The sequence below is a fragment of the Nocardioides maradonensis genome, assembly GCF_054777115.1.
Genome location: NZ_BAAHAZ010000007.1, coordinates 228909 through 249545, shown reverse-complemented (window position 1 = coordinate 249545; position 20637 = coordinate 228909). Strand labels below are relative to the sequence as shown.

General features: G+C 73.1%; 24 protein-coding genes. 17 read left to right on the top strand and 7 right to left on the bottom strand.

Features of this window, described 5'->3' with window-relative positions:
• Window positions 1-22: 22 nt before the first annotated feature.
• The 7 genes from ACYVAQ_RS10755 to ACYVAQ_RS10725 all read left to right on the top strand — a co-directional run bounded on the left by ACYVAQ_RS10755 (window position 23) and on the right by ACYVAQ_RS10725 (window position 5689).
• Window positions 23-742: a lysophospholipid acyltransferase family protein gene (locus ACYVAQ_RS10755; protein ID WP_460789178.1), complete on the top strand. Its 720-nt coding sequence runs from the start codon at window positions 23-25 to the stop codon at window positions 740-742.
• Window positions 743-834: 92 nt separating this feature from the next.
• A complete protein-coding gene (macS, locus tag ACYVAQ_RS10750; protein ID WP_460789176.1) occupies window positions 835-1932 on the top strand; it encodes a MacS family sensor histidine kinase in 1098 nt (365 codons plus the stop codon).
• Window positions 1929-2429 carry a flavin reductase family protein gene (locus tag ACYVAQ_RS10745; protein ID WP_460789173.1) on the top strand — a complete coding sequence of 167 codons (501 nt, stop codon included), beginning with the start codon at window positions 1929-1931 and terminating at the stop codon, window positions 2427-2429. The genes macS and ACYVAQ_RS10745 overlap by 4 nt, the downstream gene beginning before the upstream one ends.
• A 138-nt stretch (window positions 2430-2567) precedes the next feature.
• Window positions 2568-3434 (top strand): patatin-like phospholipase family protein, encoded by an 867-nt coding sequence (locus tag ACYVAQ_RS10740; RefSeq protein ID WP_460789168.1) that lies wholly within the window; start codon window positions 2568-2570, stop codon window positions 3432-3434.
• 91 nt (window positions 3435-3525) lie between these two features.
• Window positions 3526-4176, top strand: coding sequence for a response regulator (locus tag ACYVAQ_RS10735; RefSeq protein WP_460789165.1), 651 nt, complete (start codon window positions 3526-3528; stop codon window positions 4174-4176).
• 2 nt (window positions 4177-4178) lie between these two features.
• Window positions 4179-4805 (top strand): TetR/AcrR family transcriptional regulator, encoded by a 627-nt coding sequence (locus tag ACYVAQ_RS10730; protein WP_460789163.1) that lies wholly within the window; start codon window positions 4179-4181, stop codon window positions 4803-4805.
• Entirely contained in the window at window positions 4802-5689 is an 888-nt protein-coding gene (locus ACYVAQ_RS10725; RefSeq protein ID WP_460789160.1) for a hypothetical protein, read from the top strand. The genes ACYVAQ_RS10730 and ACYVAQ_RS10725 overlap by 4 nt, the downstream gene beginning before the upstream one ends.
• Before the next feature lie 7 nt (window positions 5690-5696).
• Here ACYVAQ_RS10725 and ACYVAQ_RS10720 read toward each other — a convergent pair whose 3' ends face one another.
• Window positions 5697-6515, bottom strand: coding sequence for a DUF1028 domain-containing protein (locus ACYVAQ_RS10720; RefSeq protein ID WP_460789158.1), 819 nt, complete (start codon window positions 6513-6515; stop codon window positions 5697-5699).
• Window positions 6516-6537: 22 nt separating this feature from the next.
• Between ACYVAQ_RS10720 and ACYVAQ_RS10715 the strand changes: the two genes are divergently transcribed.
• A complete protein-coding gene (locus ACYVAQ_RS10715; protein WP_460789155.1) occupies window positions 6538-7869 on the top strand; it encodes a class II 3-deoxy-7-phosphoheptulonate synthase in 1332 nt (443 codons plus the stop codon).
• 17 nt (window positions 7870-7886) lie between these two features.
• Here ACYVAQ_RS10715 and ACYVAQ_RS10710 read toward each other — a convergent pair whose 3' ends face one another.
• From ACYVAQ_RS10710 to pknB, 3 genes are all read right to left on the bottom strand, one after another.
• Window positions 7887-8777, bottom strand: coding sequence for a discoidin domain-containing protein (locus ACYVAQ_RS10710; RefSeq protein ID WP_460789152.1), 891 nt, complete (start codon window positions 8775-8777; stop codon window positions 7887-7889).
• Window positions 8778-8840: 63 nt separating this feature from the next.
• Window positions 8841-9323 carry an SRPBCC family protein gene (locus ACYVAQ_RS10705; protein ID WP_460789150.1) on the bottom strand — a complete coding sequence of 161 codons (483 nt, stop codon included), beginning with the start codon at window positions 9321-9323 and terminating at the stop codon, window positions 8841-8843.
• A gap of 69 nt (window positions 9324-9392) precedes the next feature.
• A complete protein-coding gene (gene pknB / locus ACYVAQ_RS10700) occupies window positions 9393-11441 on the bottom strand; it encodes a Stk1 family PASTA domain-containing Ser/Thr kinase (protein WP_460789147.1) in 2049 nt (682 codons plus the stop codon).
• Window positions 11442-11590: 149 nt separating this feature from the next.
• On the opposite strand from pknB, the gene ACYVAQ_RS10695 reads away from it, so the two are divergent.
• Genes ACYVAQ_RS10695 through ACYVAQ_RS10685 form a run of 3 tightly spaced genes read left to right on the top strand, consistent with a single transcriptional unit; the run spans window position 11591 to window position 12823 of the window.
• Window positions 11591-11968 (top strand): Rv2175c family DNA-binding protein, encoded by a 378-nt coding sequence (locus tag ACYVAQ_RS10695; RefSeq protein ID WP_460789145.1) that lies wholly within the window; start codon window positions 11591-11593, stop codon window positions 11966-11968.
• A gap of 1 nt (window position 11969) precedes the next feature.
• Window positions 11970-12419 (top strand): guanyl-specific ribonuclease, encoded by a 450-nt coding sequence (locus tag ACYVAQ_RS10690; protein WP_460789143.1) that lies wholly within the window; start codon window positions 11970-11972, stop codon window positions 12417-12419.
• Window positions 12416-12823 carry a barstar family protein gene (locus ACYVAQ_RS10685; protein WP_460789141.1) on the top strand — a complete coding sequence of 136 codons (408 nt, stop codon included), beginning with the start codon at window positions 12416-12418 and terminating at the stop codon, window positions 12821-12823. Before ACYVAQ_RS10690 ends, ACYVAQ_RS10685 begins: the two co-directional genes overlap by 4 nt.
• Before the next feature lie 72 nt (window positions 12824-12895).
• Here the strand turns inward: ACYVAQ_RS10685 and ACYVAQ_RS10680 are convergent, their stop codons facing one another.
• Window positions 12896-13981 (bottom strand): polyprenyl synthetase family protein, encoded by a 1086-nt coding sequence (locus tag ACYVAQ_RS10680; RefSeq protein ID WP_460789139.1) that lies wholly within the window; start codon window positions 13979-13981, stop codon window positions 12896-12898.
• Between the two features lie 37 nt (window positions 13982-14018).
• Between ACYVAQ_RS10680 and metF the strand changes: the two genes are divergently transcribed.
• On the top strand, window positions 14019-14909 hold the full coding sequence (gene metF / locus ACYVAQ_RS10675; protein ID WP_460789138.1) for a methylenetetrahydrofolate reductase [NAD(P)H]: 891 nt from the start codon (window positions 14019-14021) through the stop codon (window positions 14907-14909).
• Between the two features lie 19 nt (window positions 14910-14928).
• On the opposite strand, the gene ACYVAQ_RS10670 is transcribed toward metF, so the two are convergent.
• Together ACYVAQ_RS10670 and ACYVAQ_RS10665 are read right to left on the bottom strand one after the other, a co-directional pair.
• Complete coding sequence (locus ACYVAQ_RS10670; RefSeq protein ID WP_460789136.1) at window positions 14929-16239, bottom strand: phytoene desaturase family protein; 1311 nt, start codon at window positions 16237-16239, stop codon at window positions 14929-14931.
• A gap of 15 nt (window positions 16240-16254) precedes the next feature.
• A complete protein-coding gene (locus ACYVAQ_RS10665; RefSeq protein WP_460789134.1) occupies window positions 16255-16725 on the bottom strand; it encodes a YbaK/EbsC family protein in 471 nt (156 codons plus the stop codon).
• A gap of 76 nt (window positions 16726-16801) precedes the next feature.
• Between ACYVAQ_RS10665 and ACYVAQ_RS10660 the strand changes: the two genes are divergently transcribed.
• From ACYVAQ_RS10660 to ACYVAQ_RS10640, 5 genes are all read left to right on the top strand, one after another.
• Complete coding sequence (locus ACYVAQ_RS10660; RefSeq protein ID WP_460789132.1) at window positions 16802-17272, top strand: hypothetical protein; 471 nt, start codon at window positions 16802-16804, stop codon at window positions 17270-17272.
• Window positions 17273-17367: 95 nt separating this feature from the next.
• Window positions 17368-17790, top strand: coding sequence for an SAV_6107 family HEPN domain-containing protein (locus ACYVAQ_RS10655; protein WP_460789130.1), 423 nt, complete (start codon window positions 17368-17370; stop codon window positions 17788-17790).
• A gap of 200 nt (window positions 17791-17990) precedes the next feature.
• A complete protein-coding gene (locus ACYVAQ_RS10650) occupies window positions 17991-18704 on the top strand; it encodes a methyltransferase domain-containing protein (protein ID WP_460789128.1) in 714 nt (237 codons plus the stop codon).
• A 99-nt stretch (window positions 18705-18803) separates the two neighbouring features.
• Entirely contained in the window at window positions 18804-20006 is a 1203-nt protein-coding gene (dinB, locus tag ACYVAQ_RS10645; RefSeq protein ID WP_460789126.1) for a DNA polymerase IV, read from the top strand.
• 134 nt (window positions 20007-20140) lie between these two features.
• Window positions 20141-20578 (top strand): DUF3040 domain-containing protein, encoded by a 438-nt coding sequence (locus tag ACYVAQ_RS10640; RefSeq protein WP_460789125.1) that lies wholly within the window; start codon window positions 20141-20143, stop codon window positions 20576-20578.
• Window positions 20579-20637 lie beyond the last annotated feature (59 nt).

Below are 20637 nucleotides of genomic sequence, written 5' to 3'. Positions count from 1 at the left end.
GGAGAGGCACTACTCTGGTCCCGTGTACTGGTTCCTGAAGTTCGTCGCGATCGGTCCCCTGCTGAGGCTCGTGTTCCGGCCGAAGACCTCCGGCAAGCGCAACGTGCCGCGCAGCGGCCCGGTCATCCTGGCGAGCAACCACCTGTCCTACATGGACTGGCTGTTCGTGCCGCTGGTGCTGCCCCGGATGGTCCGCTTCGTGGCCAAGGCGGAGTACTTCACCGGCACCGGCCTCAAGGGCTGGGGCCAGCGCTTCTTCTTCACCAGCACCGGCAACATCCCGATCGACCGCTCCGGCGCCACGGCGGCCGAGGGTGCGCTGATCTCGGCCAAGGGCGTCCTCGACGAGGGCGGCATCTTCGGCATCTACCCCGAGGGCACCCGCTCGCACGACGGTCGTCTCTACCGCGGCAAGACCGGCGTCGCGCGCCTCGCGCTGGAGACCGGTGTCCCGGTCGTCCCGGTCGCCGTCATCGGCACCGACGAGATCGCCCCTCCGGGCAAGAAGTTCGGCCGCATCGTCCGGCCGACGGTGAAGTTCGGCAAGCCGATGGACTTCTCCCGCTACGACGGGATGGAGAACGACCGCCAGGTCCTGCGCGCCATCACCGACGAGATCATGTACGAGATCATGACGCTCTCCGGCCAGGAGTACGTCGACACGTACGCCGCCGAGGCCAAGGCGCTCGCCAAGCAGGAGCGCAAGGGCAAGGGCGACGACGCCTCCAGGATCGCCTCCTGACCGTGCCGCCGCGAGCGGAGCGAGCCTGGCGGAACGGAACCAGAGGACGCGGAGCGAAGCGACGTCCTGGCCTGTTCTGCGGCGCAGCCGCCGTGGAGGTCGAGAGCCGGATGTTCCGCGCGCTCGCGATCCTGCGGGTCGCGGTCACCGTCTGGGCGGTGGTCCGCGCCGGCGTACGCAACAACTTCGACCACCCGGCCGCCGCCTGGGTGGTCGTGGGACTGATGGTGGTCTGGACCGGCGTCGCGATCTGGCTGTACGCCGCCCCGGTACGCCGGACCGCCGGCCTCCTCGTCGCGGACCTCGGCTTCGCGCTCGCCGCCCTCCTCGCCACGCCTGTCGTGAAGGGCCCGTGGTTCCACGCCACGGTGCCGGGCTACTGGATCATCGCGGCGCTCATCGCGTGGGCGGTGCGCTACGGCTGGCCGGGTGGCCTGGTCGCCGGCACCCTGCTCGGCGTCACCGACCTCGCCTGCCGACAGGTCCGCACCGGCACCGACTGGGGCAACCTGTTCCTGCTGATGCTCACCGGGGCCATCGTCGGCTTCCTGTGCTCGTCGCTGCAGCAGATGGCGGCCGAGCGTGAGCAGGCCCAGCACGAGCTGGCGGTGGCCTCGGAGCGCGCACGGCTGGCCCGGGCCGTGCACGACGGCGTCCTGCAGGTCCTCGCCCTCGTGCAGCGACGCGGTGCCGAGCTCGGCGGGGAGGCCGCGGAGCTCGGCCGCCTCGCGGGGCAGCAGGAGGAGTCGCTGCGTGCCCTGATCCGCGTGCAGAACCCGACGCCCGCCGTCGTGGGCGACGCCGACCTGGTCGCCGCGCTCGGCGCGCTGGCCAGCCGGCCCGGGGTCGAGGTCGCCCTGCCCGCGGGAGCGGTGGTCATGGCCGCCGAACGGGTGGACGAGCTGGTCGCCGCGGTGGCGGCCTGCCTCGACAACGTCGAGCGGCACGTGGGCGCGGGTGCGCGGGCGTGGGTGTTCCTGCAGGACCTCGGCGACGAGGTCGAGCTGTCCGTGCGCGACGAGGGGCCCGGCATCCCCGACGGCCGTCTCGACGAGGCCGCGGCCGACGGCCGGCTGGGTGTCACCGGCTCGATCCGCGGGCGGGTCCGCGACCTGGGCGGAGAGGTGCACCTGAGCACCGGCCCGCACGGGACCGAGTGGGAGCTCGTCGTACCGAAGGAGCCGCGTTGACCATCCACAGCAGCCACCCGTTCCCGACGCCCTCGGACCCCGCCCGCCGGTTCCGCGGCCGGGTCGGCGGCGGAGTCACGCTGTGGACCTCTGGCGGCGACGGCGACGAGGCCGGGCTCACCGTCTCGTCGTTCATGGTCGCGCTGGGCGAGGAGCCGTGCGTGCTCGCGCTGCTCGACCCCGACGCCGACCTGCTGGAGGTGCTGCGGGAGACGGGGCGCGGCGTCGTCGTACCCCTGCGGTGGGAGGAGCGCGGTCTCGCCGAGGCCTTCGCCGGTACGGCGCCCGCGCCGGGCGGGCCGTTCCGCCAGGCCTCCTGGGCAGCCACCGGCTCGGGGCCGCGTCTGACCACGGCCACGACCTGGGCGGAGGTCGAGCTGGTCGACGAGCGCGAGGTCGGCTGGTCGGTCGAGGTGCGCGCCCGGCTGACCCACGTCGAGATCGGTGAGGAGCTCGACCTGCTGCTGCACCACCGGGGTCGCTTCCACCGGCTCTGACCCGGCTCTGACCCGGCTCTGACCTTGCGAGGACCTTGTGCCGACCCTGCTGGGCGCCGGCGACTTCTCGGCTTCGCCTGCGCGGTGCCGATGAGTCCTTCATCATCGAAGAAATGACGAGGTGGCGGGAGGTGGGCGATGCGAACGTGGCGACGCCGCACGGACCCGCCGCTGAGCCCTCGCGACGTGGTCGTCCTCTCGGCGGGCGGCAACCGGGGCGCGGTCCAGGTCGGCATGCTGCAGGTGCTGGTCGAGCGCAACATCCGGCCGGTCGGGTACGTCGGCTGCTCGGTCGGAGCCCTCAACGCGGCCTTCATGGCGTCCGGGACGAGCGTCGACCGGACCGCCGAGCTGGCTGAGTACTGGCGCTCGCTGCGCACCGAGGACGTCTTCCCCGGCGGCAACCTGAGCCGGCTGCGCAATGTCGTACGCCGGCGGGCGTTCCTGCACTCGCCGGACGGCCTGCGCGCGATGATCGCGCGCTGGGCGCCGACCGAGCGGCTCGAGGACCTGCCGATCCCGCTGCGGGTGGTGACCACCCGCCTCGACACCGGCGACACCGTCGAGCACGGCGCCGGCCCGCTCGAGGCGTTGCTGCTGGCGTCGGCCGCGCTGCCGGCGATCTTCCCGCCGGTGTGGCTGCCCGACGGCGACGACGCCACCCACCTGCACGTCGACGGCGGGGTCTCGGCGGTGGTGCCACTGGCTGCGGCCGCGTCGCTGCGGCCGACGCGCGTGTTCGTGCTCGACGCGACCGTGCCGGTGCGGGTCGGCCGGATGCGCAACCCGGTGGAGGCGCTCGTGGCCAGCCTCGGCGCCGCGATCCGCTCGCACGGCGAGCAGAGCCCGGGCCCGGGCGTGGAGGTGCACCGGCTGAGCTGCCCCGACCTCGGCGTACGCCTGCTGGACTTCTCCAGGACCGAGGAGCACATCGCCCTCGGACGCCTCGTCGCGCACGAGCTGCTCGACGACCTGGCCGGCAACGGCCGGATCCACGCGGCCTGATCCTCGTCCCACCGTCGTACCTGACCAACGCGTTGGGTTCGCGGCCGGAAACCAACGCGTTGGTCAGGTACGACGCGGCTAGGGTCGCCCCATGACCGATCCGATCCGGGTGATGGTGGTCGACGACCACCCCATGTGGCGCGACGCGGTGGAGCGGGACCTCACGGCGGCCGGGTTCGAGGTCGTGGCGACGGCGGGCACCGGCAGCGAGGCGATCAGCCGCTTCCCGGCCGCACGGCCGCACGTGGTCGTGCTCGACCTGCAGATCCCCGCCCCCACCGGCGTGGAGGTCACCGCGACGGTGCTGGCCGAGGACCCGTCCGCGCGCGTCCTCATCCTGTCGGCATCCGGAGAGCAGCAGGACGTGCTCGAGGCGGTCAAGGCCGGCGCGACCGGCTACCTGGTGAAGTCGGCGTCGGGTGCGGAGCTGGTGGAGGCGGTACGCCGCGTGGCCGCCGGGGACAGCGTGTTCACACCGGGGCTGGCCGCCCTGGTGCTCGGTGAGTTCCGCCGGCTCGACCGCGACGGGCCGGCGACGCCGCCGGGGGAGAACCTGACGCCGCGCGAGATCGAGATCCTCAAGATGGTCGCGAAGGGGATGGGGTCGCACCAGATCGCGGAGATCCTGGTGCTCTCCCACCGCACCGTCCAGAACCACACCCAGAACGTGCTGCGCAAGCTCCAGCTGCGCAACCGCGTCGAGCTGACCCGCTACGCCATCGAGCAGGGCCTGGACGACTGAGCGTGGCACAACGGCAACGGGCGCGGCCGCACCAGGAGAGGGCCGTCCAGACCCGGCGTCTGCTGCTCGACGTCGGTGTGCGGATCCTCGACCAGAAGGGCATCGCAGCCCTCACCACGAGCGCGGTCTCGCGGGCCGCTCACGTCAGCCCGGGCACCTTCTACCGCTACTTCAACGACAAGGAGGAGCTGTTCACGGTCCTGCGCGACGAGGCCGTGCACGCGATCAACGACGACCTGATGGTGAGCGTCGTGGACGTGCTGGACGCGGACCTGGACCAGGCGCTGCGTCACGTCGTCACGACGCTGGTCGACGGGCTCGAGCGGCACCGCGGCGTGATGGAGGCGATGGTCAGCCAGGCCGCCTCGGGCACCAACGCGAACCTGATGCCCGAGATCGAGGCCAACCTGCACCAGCTCGCGTCCCTGCTGCCGCGACGTCACCGCGGCGACCTTCCTCCCGAGGAGCTCGAGGGCGTGGTGTTCATGCTGATGGGGGTCCTGGTCTCGATGTGCCTGCGGATCGCGCTGCAGCGACCCGAGGGTGTCGCGCGCGAGCAGCTCATCGACCTGACCGTCGCGATGGTGTCCATCGGCCTCGTCCCGCCGGCTGACAGACTCACGTCATGACCGATCTGCTCGAGGTCGCCGACGAGCTCTACGCGTTGCCGCTCGCGGCCTTCACGCCGGAGCGGGACGCCCGGGCCAAGGAGCTCAAGGGGACCCCTGAGGCCGCGGCGGTCAAGGCTCTGCGCAAGCCGTCGACGGCGGCCTGGCTCGTCAACCTGCTCGTACGCCGGGAGCCGGCCCAGGTCGACCAGCTGCTCGCCGTCGGGGCGGCCCTGCGCGAGGCACAGCAGGCGATGTCGGCCGGCGAGCTGCGGACGCTCACCAAGCAGCGCCGCCAGGTCACGGCCGCCGTGGTGCAGCACGCGCGCCAGCTCGCGGTCGCCGAGGGCCACCGGGTCACCGAGGCCGTCGCCCTGCAGGTCGAGGAGACGCTCACCGCAGCCATGGTCGACGCCGAGTGCGGGCGCGCGGTCCGCAGCGGGCTGCTCGTGACGACCTTGCGGACGACCGGTCTCGAGCCGCTCGACCCGGCGACCGTCGCCGCTGCGGTGGCGCTGCCCGAGGCGCTGGGCTTCCACGCCGCGCCCCGCGAGGCACCCGAGCCGCAGCGCCCCGAGCTGCACCTCGTGCCCGACCCGGACAAGGAGGCCAAGGCCCGCGCGGCGGCCGAGCAACGGCTGGCGGCCGCCACGTCGGCGTACGAGGAGGCGGAGGAGGCGCACGCCACGGCGGCCGGCGAGGTCGACCGGCTCGTCGCGCGGTCGCTGCAGCTGCAGGCCGAGCTCGACGAGCTGCGCCGTCGGCTGGCGGAGGTCGAGGAGGAGTCGGACGAGCTCGACGACGAGCTGGGCGAGGCCGAGGAGGAGCGCGACGAGGCCGCCGCCGCGCTGCGCACCGCGACCGCCGACCGCGCGGCGGCGCAGGCAGCGCTCGACCGCCTGTGACCCGGCCCTATTCCGCGTCCCGCACGATCGCCAGCACCCGCCGGTCGATCCAGGCCAGGTCCTCGGCGACCCGCATCTCGTAGTTCTCCGCACCGACCCACGCCAGGAAGTCGGTGCGCCCCTGCGACCGGGCGAACTCGTCGAGCTCGGCGCGCAGCTCGGCGTCGACCGGCACCTGCTCCTCGGGCGTCGACGCGACGAGGTAGGTCTCGTGCAGGTCCAGCAGCCGCGCCAGCTCACCGAGGGGGTCGGTGTGGTCGTCGACGCGCAGGTCGACCGCCACGTCGTCGAGCCCGCCGTAGCCGGCGCCGTCGCGCACGACCAGCATCGCCGCCGACTGACGGCCCCGGCTGTCGCCGCCGACCTCGTCCCCGGCCCGCAGCGCGGCGAGCAGCCGGTCCTGCAAGGGCGCCGCCGGGTCCGAGGCCAGGAAGGCCGCCTCCATCTCCTCCACGACCTGCGGGCCGGTCAGGATGTTGCCCTGGATCGCGTAGCCCTCACCGGTCACCCCGCCGGCCCACGCCAGGCACGCCGGGCCCGTGTGGCTCGCCGACCCACCGGCCACGTCGACGATGCCGACCTGCCGGTGGTCGCGCTCGGGGTCCTCCTCGAGCAGCCGCTGCAGGGCGACCGAGGCGGTCGCGCCCTCGTCGAGGTGGGAGAGCGCGAGGCCCTTGTAGGCGACGTTGGCGAGCGCCTGCGTGGCGATGGCGCCCACGCCTGCCACGGCCGCGGGCACCGCCGATCCGACGGCGAGGAATTTCGACGCGACGGCCACGCCCCAGGTGCCGCCATCTGCGGATCGGGCAACGATCGAGAAGGTCATGCGCCGACGGTAGCCTTGGGGGGTGAGCACCGTCCCCTCCCTCGAGCAGCTGCACGCCATCGGCGCGCTCCAGCAGCCGACGTACGACGACCCCGCCGCCCTCGCCGCGGTCGTCGACCGGCTCCGGACCCTGCCGCCGCTCGTCTTTGCGGGCGAGTGCGACGAGCTCAAGGACAAGATCGCGGCGGTGAGCCGCGGTGAGGCGTTCCTGCTCCAGGGCGGCGACTGCGCCGAGACCTTCGCGGACGCGACCGCCGACAACACCCGCAACAAGCTCCGGGTCCTGCTGCAGATGGCCGTGGTGCTGACGTACGCCGCCTCCGTCCCCGTGGTGAAGGTCGGCCGGCTCGCGGGCCAGTACGCCAAGCCGCGGTCGAGCAACACCGAGACGCGCGACGGCGTGACCCTGCCGGCGTACCGCGGCGATGCGGTCAACGGCTACGAGTTCACCCCCGAGTCGCGCATCCCCGACCCGCAGCGGCTGCTCGAGGTCTACCACCACAGCGCCTCGACGCTGAACCTGGTGCGCGCCTTCACCACCGGTGGGTACGCCGACCTCCGCCAGGTCCACTCCTGGAACTCCGAGTTCGTCCGCAACAGCCCCGCCGGTGCGCGCTACGAGGCCATGGCGAGCGAGATCGAGCGTGCGCTGACCTTCATGCAGGCCATCGGCGCCGACCCCGACGAGTTCCACCGGGTCGACTTCTACTCCAGCCACGAGGCGCTGATCCTCGAGTACGAGCACGCGATGACGCGGATCGACTCGCGCACGGACACGCCGTACAACGTCTCCGGGCACTTCGTCTGGATCGGTGAGCGCACCCGCAACCTCGAGGGCGCTCACGTCGAGTACTTCCGGTCCATCCGCAACCCGATCGGCTGCAAGCTCGGCCCCAACGCGACCGCGGACGACGCGCTCGACCTGGCGGCGAAGCTCAACCCCACCAACGAGCCCGGCCGGCTGACGTTCATCACCCGGTTCGGCGCGTCGAAGGTGCGCGAGGGGCTGCCCGGGCTGGTCGAGAAGGTGACCGCCGAGGGCGTCGACGTCGCGTGGATCTGCGATCCGATGCACGGCAACACCTTCGAGGCCTCGACCGGCTACAAGACCCGCCGCTTCGAGGACGTCCTCGACGAGGTCAAGGGCTTCTTCGAGGTGCACCGCGCGCTCGGCACCGTGCCCGGCGGCATCCTCGTCGAGAACACCGGCGACGACGTCACCGAGGTCATCGGCGGCGGCGAGGAGCTCGACGAGCACAGCCTCGCGCACCGCTACGAGTCCGTCGTCGACCCGCGGCTGAACCGGGTCCAGTCCCTGGAGATGGCCTTCCAGGTCGCCGAGCTGCTGCGCTGAGCCGCTGGCGTCGAGCGCTAGCGGGAGCCGAGCAGCGACAGCTCGCTGATCGCGGTGAAATCGCGCCAGTTGCGCTGCGGGCTGGCGGCCGTCGACAGGATCTCCAGCCGGAGGCTGGAGGTCGGCCCCGCCGACACGGCGATCGACTGCATCGTCGGTCGCTGCTGCAGCTGCTGGGTCACCGAGGTGCCGTCCTCGAAGGTCCAGCGGACCGCGGTGATCCGCCGGTTGAGCCGGTAGCCGTTGTAGCCCCGGTAGGACTTCGCATACCCGTTGACCAGCCCCACCGAGGTGAGGGTCACGGGCGCGTCGAAGCTGATCGTGATCGACTGTCCCGAGGCGTCGCCCGCCACCCGCCAGGCGGTCTGGGGGTCGCCGTCGGCCAGGTTCCCACTGCCGAACGTGACCGGGTTGCCGGCGAGGTCGGTGCTGGCCGGCGCCGTGCCCGGTACGACGAGGTGGCTGATGTCCGAGGTCAGCTCGCTGCCCGACGACGGTGTGGTCGGCGTGGCCGACGCGGAGGTCGGCCCGGTCGAGGCGGCGCTGGCGGCGGGAGGGGACGGCGTCGCGTCCACGGCGGTGTGGTCGCCGGACCGGAACAGCACCACCGCCACGGCCGCAGCGCCGGCCACGAGCAGGGCGAGGCCGGCGACCAGCCACGGCAGCAGGCTGCGCCGCCGGGCCGGGGGCGGCGGGACCGGCGCGGGCTCGGCGTACAGCGGGAAGCGGGGTGGGGGTGGGAGCGTGCCCACGACCGGCCGCGGCTGCGTCGGCGCCGACGGCTCCGCCGCGGGCGCGGCCGGTGGCGGTGGGGGCGTGCCGGGGTGCCGACCGACGACCGGCTGGCCGCAGTTCGTGCAGAAGCGGCCCACTCTCAGCTCGTGACCGCAGCTCGTGCAATAGCTCATGACGCGGGCCAGTGTGCCCGACGCCACCGCTGTGCGCGAGATCCGCGCCCCGGTCGGGCGCGCTCAGACGGTCGCGCTGCGGCGTACCGCCTCGGCCTCGATGTCCTCGAGGTCGTGCTCGAGCACCTTGCGGGTGTGCTCGAAGGAGTGGTTCCCGAACACCCGCCACATCGCCCGCGACACGGCGCTGCGGTCGCGCATCTCGATCGTCGTGGTCATGGCGAGACGGGTCGAGCGGTTCTCGGCGTCGGCGGGCGTGAGCCGGTAGGCGGTGCGGATGACGTCGACGCCGGCGTCGGCCTCGACGACCACCTTGCGCGGCGCCTCGCACTCGACGACGTGCATCTCCTCCATCTCGTGGTGGCCGAAGACGTTGCGCTTCTCGCGCCAGGAGGTGCCGACGTCGTACTCACCGTCGGGCACGCCCTCGGTCGCGGTGACGCTGCGCAGGACGCTGTCCGCGTGGGCGACATCGGTGATCACGTCCCAGACCGCTTCGGGTGGAGCGGGGATGGTGCTGTGCGTGTAGATGATGTGACCGGCCATGGCTACTCCTCGGGGCGACCCCCAGCTGCTTCCATGGTGCTCCCGCGCGGGCCCGAAATCCAGATCCGTCTAGACGATGTAGACGACGATCGCGCTGCCCACCCGTACCGACTGGCCCGAGCGCGGATCGGTGTTCACGGCGCGGTTGGCGCCGACGTAGAACGCCGAGTGGGCCGTGGTCACGCGCAGCCCGAGGCCCTCGAGCTCCTGCACCGCCGCCGACGTCGACATGCCCCACACCGACGGCACGGTGACGAACGGCTTGCCCTTCGACACCTTCACGGTGATGGTGTCGCCCTTGTAGAGCGTGCCGGTCTGTGGGTCCTGGCTGATGATGTCGCCCTGCGCCACGGTTCCGCTGAACTCGCGGCTGACGTGGACCTTGAGTCCCTGCTTGCGCCAGCTCGCGATGACCGCGGCGGACTGGTCGCCGGTGCGGTCGGTGATCTTGATCGGCTTGCGGCCCTTGCTCACCCAGACCCGCACGGCGGTGTCGACGGGCAGGTTCTTCGCGGCCGTCGAGCCGTACGCCGGGTCGGTGCGGATGATCTGCCCCTGCGGGACGGTCTCCGACCAGACGTCGGTCTCCCGGCCGACCACCATCTTCACCGCGGCCAGCGTGCTGGTGGCCTCGGGGACGGTGAGCCCCCTGAGAGCCGGCAGGTCGTGGACCTCCGGCCCCTTGGACAGGGTCACGACGACCGTGTGGTGGGGGAGGATTCGGCTGCCCGGCGACGGGTCGGTGCTGACCACGTGACCGGCCTCGACCGAGTCGGAGTAGACGGCGTCGGCGAAGTCGACCTTGAGCTCGGCGCGCGAGAGGATCGCCGTCGCCTGCGCGCGGGTGTCGGACAGGACGCCCGGTGTCGTCGTGTAGCGCGCCCAGCCGAACCAGTACGCGCCACCGCCGAGGGCTGCGGCCAGCAGCGCGATGAGCAGGAGCACGAGCGGCTGCCGGCGGCTGCGCCGGCGCTCGACCGGCTGCTGCGGGACCGGTGCCGGGGCGGGCAGGCGCCGCGCGTTGGCCGGTGCGGGAGGCGGCGGCGGGAGGGTCTCGATCACCTGCGTGCGGTGGTCGTCGGCGGCATCGCGCGGCGCCTCCGGGTGGCGGAGCTGGTCCAGCGGTTCGGGGGTCGTGTCGACCCGCTCACCTGCGGCCGCGTTGCGGGAGAGCGGCAGCAGGTCGTCGACGAGCTCGTCGTCGTCGGTGAGGCCCTGGTGCAGCGCGGCCTGGACCCGGCGCACGTGGTGCAGCAGAACGCCCGCGTCGGCCGGACGCAGCGTGCGGTCGCGGGTGGTGGCCCGGGCGACCAGCGCATCGACGTACGCCGGGATGCCGGGGACGCTGCTCGACGGCGCGGGGACGTCGTTGTGGGCGTGCGCATAGGCGACCTGGATGGGGCTCTCACCGGTGTGCGGCTTCGTGCCGGTCAGCAGCTCGTACAGGATGACCCCGACCGAGTAGACGTCGACGCGGGCGTCCGCGATGCCCTCGACGACGAGCTCGGGGGCCAGGTAGGAGACGGTGCCGATGAGCACGCCCTGGGTGACGGTGTGCTGGGTGTCGGCGCTGACGGCCTTGGCGAGGCCGAAGTCGGCGACCTTGATCCTGCCGTCGTCGGCGATGAGGACGTTCTCGGGCTTCACGTCGCGGTGCACGATGCCGGCCCGGTGGGCCACGGCCAGCGCGGCCAGCACCGGCTCGAGCAGCGCGAGCGCCTTCTCCGGCGCCATCGGTGCTTCCTTGGCGATCGTGTCGCGCAGGGTGTGGCCGGGGACGTACTCCATGGCGAGGTAGACCGTCGGCGCCGCACCGCTCTCGTCGGTGCCCTGGTCGTAGACGGCCACGATGTTGGGGTGGGACAGCCTGGCCGCGGCCCGGGCCTCGCGCACGAACCGGTCGGCGAAGTCGTGCTCGCTCGCCGAGCCGTCGCCGAGGCCCGCATGCATGATCTTGACGGCCACGGGGCGGTCCAGGCGCAGGTCGGTCGCCTCGTAGACGCTCGCCATGCCGCCGCGCGCGATGCGGCCGCTGATCCGGTAGCGATCGTCGAGGATCCGGCCGGAGTTGGGGTCGCTGACACCGGCGGCGTTGCCGCGGGCAGGCTGTTCGCGCACAGCGACCCTCCTGTGCTCACGTGTTCCGGCCGGGGAAGTGACCGGAACGCCATGGTACGGCGGCACGCCCGACCGCCTCGCATGCCGCGCCGTACATCGGGACCCGGGGGTCTGGGGGCGGAGCCCCCAGCGTGCGGCAGGATGGCGGCATGAGTGAACCCCGTCTCGCGGATCTCGACCTCGCCGAGCTCGTCGCCGACTGGCTGACGTGGGACCAGGCGGCCGAGCTGATCGGCGTCACGCCGGCGAAGGTGCGCACGATGGTGCAGGCGCACGAGCTGGCGTCGGCGGTGCCCGCGCCCGGCCGCGGGCCCGGTGTTCCCGCCCTGTTCCTCGACGACGAGGGCCTGCCGGTCAAGGGCCTGCCGGGCCTGCTGACGCTGATGCACGACAACGGCTTCGACGACCGCGAGTGCATCGCCTGGATCTTCCTCGACGCCGACCTCCCCGGCCGCCCGATCGACGCGCTGCGGGAGAACCGCGGCTCCGAGGTCAAGCGTCGGGCGCAGGTCCTCGGGGGCCTCTGAGGTGTCGCGCACGCGTCTCGGGGGTCGCAACAGCGCGCTGTCGGCGGCGGTCGCTGCCGTCGTCGCCCTGGCCGGGTGGTGGTGGTCCGCCCACCACGACGGCTCGACCGACCCGGGTGGGTCGGGGTCGTCGTACTCGGCGAAGGAGCACGGCACGGACGCCGTCAGCGGACTGGGGTACGTCGACCTGTCGTCGCTGCCGCCCGAGGCAGCGCAGACCGTCGCGCTGATCGACCAGGGCGGTCCGTTCCCGTACCCGGACCACGACGGTGGGACCTTCGGCAACTACGAGGGTCTGCTGCCGGCACAGAGGTCCGGCTACTACAAGGAGTACACGGTGCCGACGCCCGGGGAGTCCGACCGCGGTGCTCGGCGGATCATCGCCGGCGCCGACGGCACGCTGTACTGGACCGGCGACCACTACGAGCACTTCGCGGTGATCCGCCGATGACCGCGCTGGCGGCCGTCCTCGCTGGTGGGGCTGCCGGGTTGCACCGGGTCGGTGAGCTCGACCTCGACCGGGCGCGGATCGAGGCCGAGGACGCCGGCTGGATCTTCGCGTACGTCGACGGGTCGGCCCTCGACACCCGCGAGTCGGTGCTGCTCTCGATCGGCGACGCGCTGCAGTTCCCGGCGTACTTCACCGGGCGGAGCCTGGACGGCCTCCACGACTGCCTGCTCGACCTGCCCGGACCGACGGTGCTGGTCTGGGAGGGCTGGGGCACCCTCGCCGGCGCCCACCCGCCGGACCTGCGCCGCCTCCTGCTGGTGCTCGCCGACCGGACCACCGAGCAGCCCGGCTTCGAGGTGGTCCTCCTCGGCGACGGCCCCACGGACGCCGCCCTGCCGCTCTGACCCTCCGTCGCACCTGACCAACGCGTTGGTTTCCGACCAGAAACCCAACGCGTTCGTCAGGTACGACGCGGATCAGGAGGCGCGCTGGGTCGCCGCCGAGGCGAGCTGTGCGAGCGCGTCGCAGGCGGCCGCGTCCCAGCCCGTGGCCCGGCCGGCGTCCAGGGCCGCGAGGGACTGGTCGGCGAGCTCGGTGATCGTGGCCTCCACCCGGGCCCGCGCCCCCGACGCGTCGATGATGCGGCGCAGCTCGTCGACCTGGGTGGGGGAGAGGTCGGTGCCGAGCGCCTCGTCGAGGGTGGCCGCGTCGGCGGTGGAGGCGGAGGCGAGGGCGTGCGCGACCAGCAGGGTCCGCTTGCCCTCGACCAGGTCGTCGCCCGCCGGCTTGCCGGTGGTGGCCGGGTCTCCGAAGACGCCGAGCAGGTCGTCGCGCAGCTGGAAGGCCTCGCCCAGGGGCAGCCCGAAGTGGGTGAGCGCGTCGAGCGTGACCGGGTCGGCGCCGGCGAGGGAGGCGCCGACGTGGAGCGGCCGCTCGATGGAGTACTTCGCCGACTTGTAGCGCAGCACCGTCATCGCCTCGTCCACCGACGCGTGGCCGCGGGCCTGCACCGAGACGTCGAGGAACTGCCCGGCGATGACCTCCGAGCGGCACAGGTCGAAGACGTCGAGGGCCGGACCGACGACGTCCCAGCCCAGGCCGCACCGGCGGACCAGCTCATCGGCCCAGGACAGCAGCAGGTCGCCGAGCAGGATCGCGGCGGCCGCCCCGTACTGCTCCGGGTCGCCGCGCCAGCCGACGCCCCGGTGCTCGGCCTCGAAGCCGCGGTGCGTGGCGGGGCGGCCGCGTCGGGTGTCGGAGGCATCCATGAGGTCGTCGTGCGCGAGCGCGCTCGCGTGCAGCAGCTCCAGCGCGGCGGCGGCGCGCAGCACGGGGCGCTCGGCGTCACCGGTCGGGCGGCCCGCCACGGCGGCGTACCCCCAGAAGCAGAAGGCGGCCCGGAAGCGCTTGCCTCCCGAGACGACGGCCCGCGCCTCGGCCAGCAGCCGGTCGGCGTCGGACCCGAGCGGCTCCAGGCGCGAGGCCTGCTCGGCGAGGAACGCGTCCAGCTCGCCCTGCACCCGGCCCCGGAAGTACGCCGGATCCCACGCCTCGTCAGTCACGTCCGTCACCCTAGTGGTCGCCTTTACACTTCGGCCCATGACTGCGGGACGTGGACGTTCACTGGGTGAGCTCATCAAGAGCGGCGAGCGATCGTTCTCCTTCGAGTTCTTCCCGCCCAAGGACGAGGCCGGCGAGACCCAGCTGTGGGACGCGATCCGCGCGCTCGAGCCCTACCGACCCACCTTCGTCTCCGTGACGTACGGCGCCGGCGGCAGCACCCGCGACAAGACCGTCACCATCACCGGCCGGATCGCGAGCGAGACGTCGCTGACGCCGATGGCCCACCTGACCTGCGTGGGCCACACCCGCGAGGAGCTCCAGGGCATCCTCGACGCCTACGCCGCCGCGGGCGTCTTCCACGTCATGGCGCTGCGCGGCGACCCGCAGGCCGGCCCGCGTGCCGAGTGGACCCCGACCGAAGGCGGCCTCAACTACGCCGTCGAGCTGGTCGAGCTGGCGCGCTCGCGGGGCGAGTTCCGGGTGGGTGTCGCCGCCTTCCCGGAGGGCCACCCGAGCGCCGAGTCGCTCGACAAGGACGCCGACGTGCTCGTGGCCAAGGCCCGTGCCGGTGCGGAGTTCGCGGTGACCCAGATGTTCTTCCGGGCCCAGGACTACTTCGACCTGGTCGAGCGCGTCCGCGCCCGTGGCGTCGACATGCCGATCCTGCCGGGCATCATGCCGATCCTGAACCTCGGCGCGATCCAGCGGCAGGGCGAGCTGATCGGCACCTCCGTGCCGGACGACGTGATCCGGGCGATCACCGCCGCGGGCGACGACCCGGTGCAGGTGCGCGCCGCGGGCATCGAGCTCGCCGCGCAGCTGTGCGACGACCTGCTCGCGGGCGGCGCGCCCGGCCTGCACTTCTACACCCTGAACCGCTCCAAGGCGACGCTGGAGATCTTCGAGAAGCTCCAGATCACCGCCTGAGCCACTCGGCCCGTCAGGGTCAGTCGCCGATCAGCTGGGCCACCAGCGCCGCGGACTGCGCCACGAACGGCACGCCCGCGCCCGGCGCGGTGTGCGCCCCGGCGACGTACACGCCGCCGATGGGGGTGCGCGGGCCCAGCCGGTCGCGGACCGTGCGCCGGCCCTGCCAGAGCACGCCGTACGGCGATCCCCGCCACTGCTGCACCAGGTCGCGCGGGCTGAGGTCGACCCGGCTCACGACCCGTTCCCGCAGGTCGATGCCGTGCCGCGACAGGGCGGTGACGACGTCCTCGGCGATCTTGCCCCGCGCGTGGACGGTCAGCGCCGTGTGCCCGGACGGAGCAGCCAGGCCGCGGCGTACGACGAGCAGGGGATCGGCGTGCAGCACGAGCTCGTGCGGCAGGTCGACCTCGCCCTCGACGCCCACGTGCGCGATCACCGGCGGGATCGCGGGCATCGTGCGCTCCACGAGCGGCGCCAGCGTGGGGAGCCGTCGCGGGTCGATCGCCACCACCACGGCGTCGGTCTCGACCTCGGTGCCGTCGCCCAGCGCGACACCGACGACCCGGCCGTCGCGGACGACCAGGTCGGCGACCTCGGTCCGGGTGCACACCGCGACGCCGCGCTTGGCGAGCCGCGCCTCGAGCAGCTCCAGCAGCCGCGCGAAGCCGCCGGGGACCCGCCAGCCGCCGAAGCACTGCTCCAGGTAGACGCCCACGCCCATCCACGGCGGGACGTTGCGCAGGTCGTGCCCGGCGGCCACCAGCGGGTGGCCTGCGACGAGGGCCTGTCGCTCGTCGCGGAAGTCGGCCCGCAACCGGCGGTGCATCGTGTCCCGGATGTCGAACAGCTTGGCCAGGTCGCGCGGGACGGTGTCCTTGCCGGACGGGTCCCACGGCTTCTCGACGTACTCCCTGCGCAGGAGGTCCCAGACCGCCTCGTAGAGGTCGACGTGGCGGTTCCACCGTTCCCCGAGGCCGGGACCGAGGGCGTCGAAGGCGGCCGCCTGGGCCGATCGGGAGCCGGCCGGAAGGGCGATCGAGGTCTGGTCGGCGAACCGGTGCTCGCGGAGTGTCTCGAGCGGTTCCAGCTCGCCGCCGAGCTCGGCCTCGAGGGGCCGCCCGCTCTTGCGGAACAGGTCGCGCAGGGCCGCGGGCAGCAGCGTCGAGGTCGGGCCGCCCTCCCAGCGGAAGCCGTCCTGCTCGACGGGCCGCAGCGCGCCACCGATCTCGGCCGACGCCTCCAGCAGGGTGACCGCGTGGCCGAGCTTGGCGAGCCGGGCCGCGGTCGCGATGCCGCCCAGCCCCCCGCCGACGATGACGACGTCCATCTCTTCGGGGTTCTCCTACTCCACGTCCAGCGGCGTCGCGCCGGTGAGTCGTCGCAGCTCGTCGTACGACGTCGAGAAGACCGCCGCCGGGTGCCCGGCAGCCGCCCACACCACGTCGTGGCGCGCCAGCCAGGGATCGAGGTACGTCGGGACCGGCGCGGGGTGACCGATCGGCGGGACCCCGCCGATGACCTGGCCGGTGTGCTCCCTGACGAAGTCCGGCTTCGCGCGGCGCAGCGCCACGCCGAGCTCGGCGCCGACCTTCGCGGTGTCGACCCGGTGTGCGCCGGAGGTCAGGATCAGCAGCGGCGCGCCGTCGGCCTCGAACAGCAGGCTGTTCGCGATCGCGCCCACCTCGCAGCCGAGCGCCTCGGCCGCGAGCGCCGCCGTGTGCACCGAGTCGGGCAGAATGACGATCCGGCCGGCTCCGCCGAGGTCCTGGTGCGCCGTGCGGAAGCGGGCGACGGACGGGTGCTCGGCGGACATGTGCTCGACCCTATCGGCCGCGCACCGGCGTCACGGAGCGTGATCGAGCGTGATCGAGCGTGATCGAGGAGGAACGATGAAGACCGAGAGCGAGCGGCCGCACGCCGTCGAGCTCGTCAGCCGGCTGTTCTGGGCGATCGTCGTGGGTGGCCTGGTCGTGTCGGTCCTCGTCGTCGTACGCCGCCACCAGATCGCCGACGCCTGGGCACCCCTGCACCCGACGGACCGGACCATCCGACCGGTCTCCTTCGTGCCTGTTGTGCTCGTCCTCTACGGCTTCGTCGCCTTGACCGTGCTGCTCCTGGTCTGGATGCTGCGCCGCGCGCAGGCCTGGACCCGCTGGGCGCTCAGCGTGGTCGCCGCCGGTGTGTTCCTGGGATCCTTCGCGGTGATGCGGACGGCACCACCGGTCTCCGTGCAGTGCGCCCTGACCGTGTCGGCGGCGCTCGACGCGGTGGCGCTCCTGCTGCTGTGGCACCCCACCGTGGGGGCGTACCTGCAGCGGCGCGAACCGGCGGAAGGGGTGCTGGTCGACGCCGACTCTTGACGTCGTGTCGGTCGGGGGCTGTACCTTGGTCGTATCGAACAAACGTTCGAACATCGATCAAGGCGGCGGTGCGACCACCGCGGAAGGGGGCGGCGATGATGCTGCCGGCGACGACCCATTCCTACCTGATGCGGTCGGCAGAATCCCTCAGCGAGGCGGTCACCGCTCGTGACGTCGCGACGCGCTACGCGTGCGCGCACGTCTCGGCGCTGAGGGCCGCTGCCGCTCTGCTCGCCGCCCGCGCCCGGCCCGAGCCGGCCAAGCGCCGCCAGCAGCGCAACGCGTGGGTGCTGCTCGCCGAGGTCGCCCCCGAGATGGAGGAGTGGGCGCGCTTCTTCGCGGCGGGTGCCGCCAAGCGGGCCGCGGCCGAGGCCGGATCCTCGCGCGCGGTCACCGAGCGCGAGGCCGACGACCTGGTCCGCGACGCCGACCGCTTCCTCGCGGTGGTCGAGCACGCCCTGGGCCTCACCCCGCACGTCTCGGTGGGGGACCGGCTCGCGGGGCGCGCGGCGGGCTGACGTCGCCACGGAGGAAGACACCCTCAAGGGGATGACTCTCGAATCGGACGCCTGCTGCGCGCCGCCCCGCGCGCACGCTGGCTTCGTTGTCGTCAGTCGCCGGGCCTCCGGCCCGGCTCCCTCCTCCGCCTTGCCATCGCACGCACGGGGCGACGCTCGCGACGGCGCCGATTCGAGAGGCATCCCCTAGTGTTCGGGACATGGCATCGGCACAGCCCGCGGCGGTCTCCCCGCGCACCGTGGTCGTCTGGGACGGGCTCGAGCAGGCACTCGGCACGTCGCCGGTCGAGGTGGTCGACATCGGCGGTGGCACCGGCGGTTCGGCGGTCCGGCTCGCGGCCATGGGCCACCGCGTCTCCGTCGTCGACCCCAGCCCCGACGCGCTCGCTGCCCTCGGGCGCCGAGCACGCGAGGCGGGCGTCAGCGTCGTCGGGCACCAGGGCGACGTGGACGAGCTGGCCGGCATCGTCGGCCCGGCCGGCGCCGACGTGGTGCTGTGCCACGGCGTCCTGGAGGTGGTCGACCCGGCGCGTGCCCTCGCGTCGATCCGCGAGGTCCTGCGGCCCGGTGGCCTGCTCAGCCTGCTCGTCGCCCAGACCCACGCCGCCGTCATCGCCAAGGCCATGTCCGGCCAGTTCGGCCAGGCCCGCGGGATCCTCGACGACCTCGCCGCCGGCGACGCGATCCGTGGCCGTCGGCGGTTCACCCGCGAGGAGGTCGACCTGCTGCTCACCGGCGCCGGCTTCACCGTGGAGGCGGTCCACGCGGTCCGCGTCTTCACCGACCTGGTGCCCGGCGCGCTCATCGACCAGGAGCCCGGCGGCCCCGCCGCCCTCGCCGAGCTCGAGCGCGCCGTCGCCGCGCGCCCGGAGTACCTCCCCCTGGCGGCCCAATTGCACGTGCTCGCTCGCTGACCCGAGGGCGGCGTGATGCCGCCTCCGGTCGCGAAAGAAGGGTTGTGGCCCTCCGAAAGACGTCTCTCGGAGGACCAGGAGGCTTCTTTCGGCGAGGCGTTGCTGCACCTGCTCCACGTCGACATGGACGCGTTCTACGCGTCGGTGATGATCCGCGACCGTCCCGAGCTGCACGACGTCCCCGTCGTGATCGGCGGCGGTCACCGCGGCGTGGTGCTGTCGGCCAACTACCCGGCCCGGGCGTACGGCGTCCGCTCGGGCATGTCCGGCACCGATGCCCGCCGGCTCTGCCCGCACGCCCTCGTCATGTCGCCCGACTTCGACCTGCTCGTGCCTGTCTCGCGCTCGATCATGGAGACCTTCCGCACGGTCACGCCGGTGGTCGAGGTGGTCTCGCTGGACGAGGCGTTCCTCGACGTCCGCGGCGCGGTCCGGCTGCTCGGCCCGCCGGAGCTGATCGCCGACCGGCTCCGCTCCCGCGTCCGTGCCGAGCACGGCATCACCTGCTCGGTCGGCATCGCCGCGGCGGTCTCGGTGGCGAAGCTCGCCAGTCGGCGGGCCAAGCCCGACGGAGTGCTCATGCTCTCCCCGGAGCGCTTCGTCGCGGAGGTGCACCCCTTGGACGTGGGTGTCCTGTACGGCGTCGGCGAAGCCACCCGGCGCCGGCTGCACCGGCTCGGCCTGACCACGGTCGGGGAGGTGGCGCGGGTGCCGGTCGAGGACCTGCAGCGGATGGTCGGCAACCACCTCGGTCGCGTCCTGCACCACCTGGCCTGGGGTGACGACCGCGACCACCTCACCTCCGGGGGTGCGGGCACCTTCGGCTTCGGCGAGGGTGAGCCCGAGAGCAGCATGGGATCCCAGCACACGCTCGCCGTCGACATCCGCGACCGTGCGCAGATGGCGCGCGAGCTGCTCCGCCTCGCCGCTCGCGTCGCCGCCCGTGCTCGGAAGGCAGGCAAGGTCGGGTGGGTCGTCGCGATCACGGTGCGGTTCAGCGACTTCGTCACCGTGTCCCGGTCCCGCACGCTGCGCGAGCCCACCGACGTCACCCGGGACGTGTACGCCGCCGCGCTCGCGCTCCTCGACCTGCTGCTGGAGCAGCAGGGGCCGGCCCACCGCCGCCGCGCGATCCGGCTGCTCGGCGTACGGCTGGAGCGGTTGGAGCAGGCCCGGCCCGAGCTCGGCAGACAGCTCTCGTTCGGCGAGCGCGACCCGGGGTGGCCCGAGGTCGACCGGGCGGTCGATCGCGCGTCGGGCCGGTTCGGATCCGGCGCCGTGCGACCCGCCAGCCTCCTGTGACATCACCGGTGCGGTGGGGATCACAAAATGTCCAGCCTTCCCTACCAGTCTCCGGCGCGCCTGCCTACACTTGAGTGAAGGCCGACGTGCACGTACGTCGCGCGGCGGGGTTCATCAGGAGTGCGGAGGTTCCAGTGCCACTCTCGGAAGAGGAGTTGCGACTGCTCGAGCAGATGGAGCGCGCCCTCTCCGAGGAGGATCCCAAGTTCGCCTCCACCCTGCGCGGCACCACGATGCGCAACGCCGCCCGCCGCAACGCCTTCGTCGCCGCCCTCGGGCTGGTCGTGGGCATCGCGGTGCTGATGGCCGGGGTGATCACGCACTACTGGCAGATCGGCATCGGCGGGTTCGTCATCATGCTCGGCGCCGCGACCCTGGGTCTCGCTGCGCTCCGCGGTCAGCGGGTCGGGCCGGCGGCCTTCGCCGGCGAGACGCCCGGCCGTCGTCACCACCCGTCGGGCTTCGGCGTCGTCGACGGTGGCCGTCGCAACCGCCGTCCCCGTGGCCGCAGCGCGTTCATGGACACCATGCGCACCCGCTGGCGTCGCCGTCGCGACCTGGGTGGCTGGTAGTAGGCCGAGCGCGTCGCCGCTGTCGGCGCCTTGCCTCACCCGCGAGGAGCGACCCTCCG

What these genes read in the sequence shown, in the direction of transcription:
- ACYVAQ_RS10740 (WP_460789168.1), top strand. Translation starts at nt 2,568, where the DNA reads ATGCGAACGTGGCGACGCCGCACGGACCCGCCGCTGAGCCCTCGCGAC.
- ACYVAQ_RS10735 (WP_460789165.1), top strand. Translation starts at nt 3,526, where the DNA reads ATGACCGATCCGATCCGGGTGATGGTGGTCGACGACCACCCCATGTGG.
- ACYVAQ_RS10725 (WP_460789160.1), top strand. Translation starts at nt 4,802, where the DNA reads ATGACCGATCTGCTCGAGGTCGCCGACGAGCTCTACGCGTTGCCGCTC.
- ACYVAQ_RS10720 (WP_460789158.1), bottom strand. Translation starts at nt 6,515, where the DNA reads ATGACCTTCTCGATCGTTGCCCGATCCGCAGATGGCGGCACCTGGGGC.
- ACYVAQ_RS10710 (WP_460789152.1), bottom strand. Translation starts at nt 8,777, where the DNA reads ATGAGCTATTGCACGAGCTGCGGTCACGAGCTGAGAGTGGGCCGCTTC.
- ACYVAQ_RS10705 (WP_460789150.1), bottom strand. Translation starts at nt 9,323, where the DNA reads ATGGCCGGTCACATCATCTACACGCACAGCACCATCCCCGCTCCACCC.
- ACYVAQ_RS10695 (WP_460789145.1), top strand. Translation starts at nt 11,591, where the DNA reads ATGAGTGAACCCCGTCTCGCGGATCTCGACCTCGCCGAGCTCGTCGCC.
- ACYVAQ_RS10685 (WP_460789141.1), top strand. Translation starts at nt 12,416, where the DNA reads ATGACCGCGCTGGCGGCCGTCCTCGCTGGTGGGGCTGCCGGGTTGCAC.
- metF (WP_460789138.1), top strand. Translation starts at nt 14,019, where the DNA reads ATGACTGCGGGACGTGGACGTTCACTGGGTGAGCTCATCAAGAGCGGC.
- ACYVAQ_RS10670 (WP_460789136.1), bottom strand. Translation starts at nt 16,239, where the DNA reads ATGGACGTCGTCATCGTCGGCGGGGGGCTGGGCGGCATCGCGACCGCG.
- ACYVAQ_RS10665 (WP_460789134.1), bottom strand. Translation starts at nt 16,725, where the DNA reads ATGTCCGCCGAGCACCCGTCCGTCGCCCGCTTCCGCACGGCGCACCAG.
- ACYVAQ_RS10660 (WP_460789132.1), top strand. Translation starts at nt 16,802, where the DNA reads ATGAAGACCGAGAGCGAGCGGCCGCACGCCGTCGAGCTCGTCAGCCGG.
- ACYVAQ_RS10655 (WP_460789130.1), top strand. Translation starts at nt 17,368, where the DNA reads ATGATGCTGCCGGCGACGACCCATTCCTACCTGATGCGGTCGGCAGAA.
- ACYVAQ_RS10650 (WP_460789128.1), top strand. Translation starts at nt 17,991, where the DNA reads ATGGCATCGGCACAGCCCGCGGCGGTCTCCCCGCGCACCGTGGTCGTC.